The sequence below is a fragment of the Iamia sp. genome (genome assembly GCF_035575815.1).
In the GTDB taxonomy this organism is placed as follows: Bacteria; Actinomycetota; Acidimicrobiia; order Acidimicrobiales; family Iamiaceae; genus Iamia.
This window is the reverse complement of the sequence record NZ_DATLXO010000127.1, coordinates 1-4,009: the sequence shown is the minus strand read 5'-3', so window position 1 is coordinate 4,009 and position 4,009 is coordinate 1. Positions and strand designations below refer to the sequence as shown.

The window sequence follows — 4,009 nt, the reverse complement described above, 5'->3', positions numbered from 1 at the left end:
GGTGCCGCCCGCCGCGGCCGCCGCGGCCGACGGAGCCGACGCGGCCGACGCGGCCGACGGAGCCGACGCGGCCGACGCGGGCGACGAGGGTGCCGCCCCGCCGGAGGTCGACGATCCGGCCGACGACATCGCCCTGCTGCCCCTGGAGGTGGAAGAGCTGCTGAGCTGGCTGCGCGTGGAGCGGGGCCGGTCGCGGAGCACCCTGGTCGCCTACCGGGGCGACCTGCGCCGCTACTGCGCCTGGCTGGCGGCCCGCGGGCGGGACCTGGCGGCGGTCACCGAGGAGGACATCACCGCGTACGTCGCCCACCTGCGCCACGAGGCCCGGGCCCCGTCGTCGGTGAAGCGGGCTCTCGTGGCGGTGAGGGCCCTGCACCGGTTCCTCGCCCGCGAGGGCGCGGCGTCGGAGGACCCAGCGGCGGAGATCGCCCTACCCCGTGTGCCCCGCGGGGTGCCCAAGGCCCTCACCGAGGCCGAGGTCGGTCGCCTGCTCGACGCGGTCGAGGGCGACGACGCCGTCGCCCGGCGCGACCGCGCCATCCTCGAGGTGCTCTACGGCACGGGGCTGCGGATCTCGGAGCTGGTCGGGCTGTCTCGGGGCGACGTCGACGTCGGCTCCGCGCTCATCCGAGCCTTCGGCAAGGGGTCGAAGGAGCGCATCGTGCCCGTCGGTCGCCTGGCCCTCGAAGCGATCGAGGCGTGGCTCGAACCCGGGGGGCGGGACCAGCTGGTGCCGCCCCGCTGGGCTCGCCGGGGTGACGCCGAGGCGCTGCTGCTCAACCGTCGGGGCGGCCGGCTGAGCCGTCAGGGCGCCTGGGGCGTGGTCCACAAGGTGGGGGAGCGGGTCGGGTTGGGCGGCCGCCTCACGCCCCATGTGCTGCGCCACTCGTGCGCCACCCACATGCTCGACCACGGCGCGGATGTCCGGGCTGTTCAGGAGATGCTGGGCCACGCGTCGGTCAGCACCACCCAGATCTACACGCTCGTCTCCGCCGACCGCCTCTGGACCGTCTACCGCGAGGCGCACCCGCGGGCGCAGGGCTGAGGGCGGCTGACCGGCGCCCGGCGTCCGAGCGGACAGCCGTGGCCGCAGGTGCGGGCGGTATCCTTGGCGGATGCTGACCTCAGAGTCCCTCACCGCGCTGCGCGCCACCCTCGAGGCCGAGCGCGACCAGCTGCGCCGCCAGACCGAGGGCCGTCCCGACGAGGCGGACTTCGACGAGAACTTCGCGGACTCGGGCCAGGTCGCCGCCGAGCAGGGCGAGAGCCGGACCCTGGCGAGCACGCTCACCGAGCGGCTCGACGACGTCGAGCGGGCACTGGCCAAGATGGACGAGGGCACCTACGGCACATGTGAGATCTCCGGGGAGCCGATCCCGCTGGCGCGCCTCGAGGCCGTGCCGACCGCCCGCGTCTGCATCGAGCACGCCTGAACCGCGTCGCGCCCGACGTGACGGCGACGACCGAGCTGGGCGCAAGGACGGTCACCAACCCCACCGGCATGGCGGGGACGCATCCGCCAGCGAATCGACAGCGAATCGCGCCCCGAGGTGCGACGTGACCTCGACCACGGAGGTCGGGCTGTGAGCGCCGGGCACCTGGTCCGCCGCTTCGTCGGGTCACTGTCGCCCCGGACGCCGTCGGCCGCTGATGGGGTCTGGGCCGAGACCCAGCTGCTCGATGAAGAGGTCGAGCTGTGGCGCCGCATGGGTCGCGCCGATCGCCGCCACGTCATCGGCGTCGCCCGACGGGTGGAGGCGGCCCTGGGCAACGACGCCACCCGGCCGGTGCTGGCCGCCGCCCTGCTCCACGACATCGGAAAGCTGGAGTCGCACCTGAGCACCTACGGCCGGGTCGTCGCCACCTTCTCGATCAGGGTGGCCGGACCCGAGGCGGCCGGGGCGTGGACCCAGACCCGGGGCTTCACCCGTCGGGTCGGGCTCTACGCCCAGCACGAAGCCCTCGGTGCCGAGATGCTCGAGCTGGCCGGCTCAGACCCCTTGACCGTCGCCCTGGTCCGCGAGCACTCCCAGCCCGAGCCGGACCGCACTGCGCCCGCGCACCTGGCCGCCGCCCTCTGCGCCGCCGACGACGCCTGATCCGCCGACGGTGCCCGGGCGATGCCTACCGGTCGGTGGGATCCGGCTCGGGCGACGGATCTCCGCCGTCGCCGGTCGTCACCACAGGAGCGACCAAGGGGTGGGGATGCTGCGCGGCCGTGCCGCCGCTGCCGTAGGGCCGGGTGATGATCTCCAGGAGGTGGCCGTTCGGGTCGTCGAAGTACACACCCCTCCCGTCGTCCCACGTGTTGATCTGGCCCTGGTCCTGCCTCGATGGGTCCGACCAGTACGCCTGGCCACGCTGGCGGATCCGGGCGAAGATCTCGTCGAACTCGACCTCGGTCACGAGGAAGGCGTAGTGCTGGGAGCTGATCTCGCCATCGGTGTCGATGAAGTCGATGGTCGTGTCGTCGCTCACCTGCACAGCTGCGAACGGCCCGAGCAGCACCGGCGGTGACAGGCCGAGGATCTCGGTGAGGAAGAGGGCGGCAGCCCGCTTGTCGTGCGCCGATGCGATCGTGTGGTTTAGCACGGCCATGGTCGTCGTCTCCTCGTGAGAGCCGTCGCGGACACCGGCGCCAGTGACCTTGCCGGTCCCGTTCGTCGCTGAGGAGGGTATCGGTGGGGTGAGCGCCTCCACCTCGAAGAGCAGGGAGGAACGGAGCCGCCTCAGGCGGGCGGCAGGAGGCCGACCGCGGTGCGGGCGCCAGTCAGGGTCGGGGCGGCGATGGCTCGGGCCTTCTCGGCGCCGCGGGCGAGGATGCGGGCCGTCTCGGCGGGGTCGGCGACGAGGTCGTCGAGACGAGCCCGGATGGGCGAGAGGCGTTCGATCACCGCCGCCGCCGTGTCGGCCTTCAGCGGCCCGTACTGGATGTAGCCCTCAGCCGCCTCCTGCGGGGTTCGCCCGGTGGCCCCGCCGAGGATGGAGAGCAGGTTCGACACCCCGGGCTTGGCCGCCGGGTCGTAGCGCACCTCTGACTCGGTGTCGGTGACGGCCCGCTTGATCTTGCGCTCGACCACCTTGGGTTCGTCGAGCAGCAGGATCGTGCCCGGCGCGGTGTCGTCGGACTTCGACATCTTCGCCGTGGGGTCCTGGAGGTCCATCACCCGGGCGCCGGCGGTCGGGAACGTGGCCCGGGGCACCGTGAGCGTCGGGCCGTACCGGGCGTTGAACCGCTCGGCCAGGTCGCGGGTGAGCTCGACGTGCTGGCGCTGGTCGTCGCCCACCGGCACCTCGTCGGTGTCGTAGAGGAGGATGTCGGCCGCCATCAGGGCGGGGTAGGTGAACAGGCCGCCGGAGACGAACTCGGCCCTGTCGGACTTGTCCTTGAACTGGGTCATGCGTCGCAGCTCGCCGATCGACGCCGTGCACTCCATGAGCCACGCCATCTCGGTGTGCTCGGACACGTGGCTCTGCACGAACAGCGTGCAGACCTCGGGGTCGAGGCCGACGGCCAGCAGGGTCCGGGAGAGCTGGAGGGTGGCGGCCCGCAGCTCGGCCGGGTCCTGGGGCACGGTCAGGGCGTGGAGGTCGACCACGCAGTAGAGGCTGTCGGCCCGGTGCTGGTCGTCGACCCAGTGCGCCAGCGCGCCCAGCAGGTTGCCGAGGTGGACGTTGCCGGTGGGCTTGATGCCGGAGAACACGCGCGCCATGAGCGGCGATGGTAGGGGCGCACCGAGTCGGGTCCGGCACCCGATCCGCGGACGCGCCACCGACCGGGTTGTGACCACGCCGAAGCGGCGAGCGTCCCCCAGACCGGGTTGCGTCCCGTGTGCCAGCGACATCGCGGGTCGCGATCGGCGTGTGCGGCGCAAACCACACGCGTGTCATATGATCCCTCCGTGGCGTACCAGGTGCAGACCGAGGTCTACGACGGGCCCTTCGACCTGCTGCTGCACCTGATCCTGCGTGAGCAGGTCGACCTCTACGAGGTCTCCCTCTCCGCCGT

5 protein-coding genes are annotated in these 4,009 nt (G+C 72.8%); 3 read left to right on the top strand and 2 right to left on the bottom strand.

What is annotated here, in order from left to right:
• The 3 genes from VNL12_RS13605 to VNL12_RS13595 all read left to right on the top strand — a co-directional run.
• Nucleotides 1–1,045, top strand: a 1,045-nt coding sequence (locus VNL12_RS13605; protein ID WP_325595455.1) for a site-specific tyrosine recombinase, incomplete at its 5' end; no start/stop codon positions are given.
• Nucleotides 1,046–1,115: 70 nt separating this feature from the next.
• Nucleotides 1,116–1,433, top strand: a complete 318-nt coding sequence (locus VNL12_RS13600; protein WP_325595453.1) for a TraR/DksA family transcriptional regulator — start codon at nt 1,116–1,118, stop codon at nt 1,431–1,433.
• Between the two features lie 150 nt (nt 1,434–1,583).
• Complete coding sequence (locus tag VNL12_RS13595; RefSeq protein WP_325595451.1) at nt 1,584–2,099, top strand: HD domain-containing protein; 516 nt, start codon at nt 1,584–1,586, stop codon at nt 2,097–2,099.
• A gap of 25 nt (nt 2,100–2,124) precedes the next feature.
• Here the strand turns inward: VNL12_RS13595 and VNL12_RS13590 are convergent, their stop codons facing one another.
• Nucleotides 2,125–2,598 carry a VOC family protein gene (locus VNL12_RS13590; RefSeq protein WP_325595449.1) on the bottom strand — a complete coding sequence of 158 codons (474 nt, stop codon included), beginning with the start codon at nt 2,596–2,598 and terminating at the stop codon, nt 2,125–2,127.
• A gap of 131 nt (nt 2,599–2,729) precedes the next feature.
• Nucleotides 2,730–3,713 (bottom strand): tryptophan--tRNA ligase, encoded by a 984-nt coding sequence (trpS, locus tag VNL12_RS13585; RefSeq protein ID WP_325595447.1) that lies wholly within the window; start codon nt 3,711–3,713, stop codon nt 2,730–2,732.
• Nucleotides 3,714–4,009 lie beyond the last annotated feature (296 nt).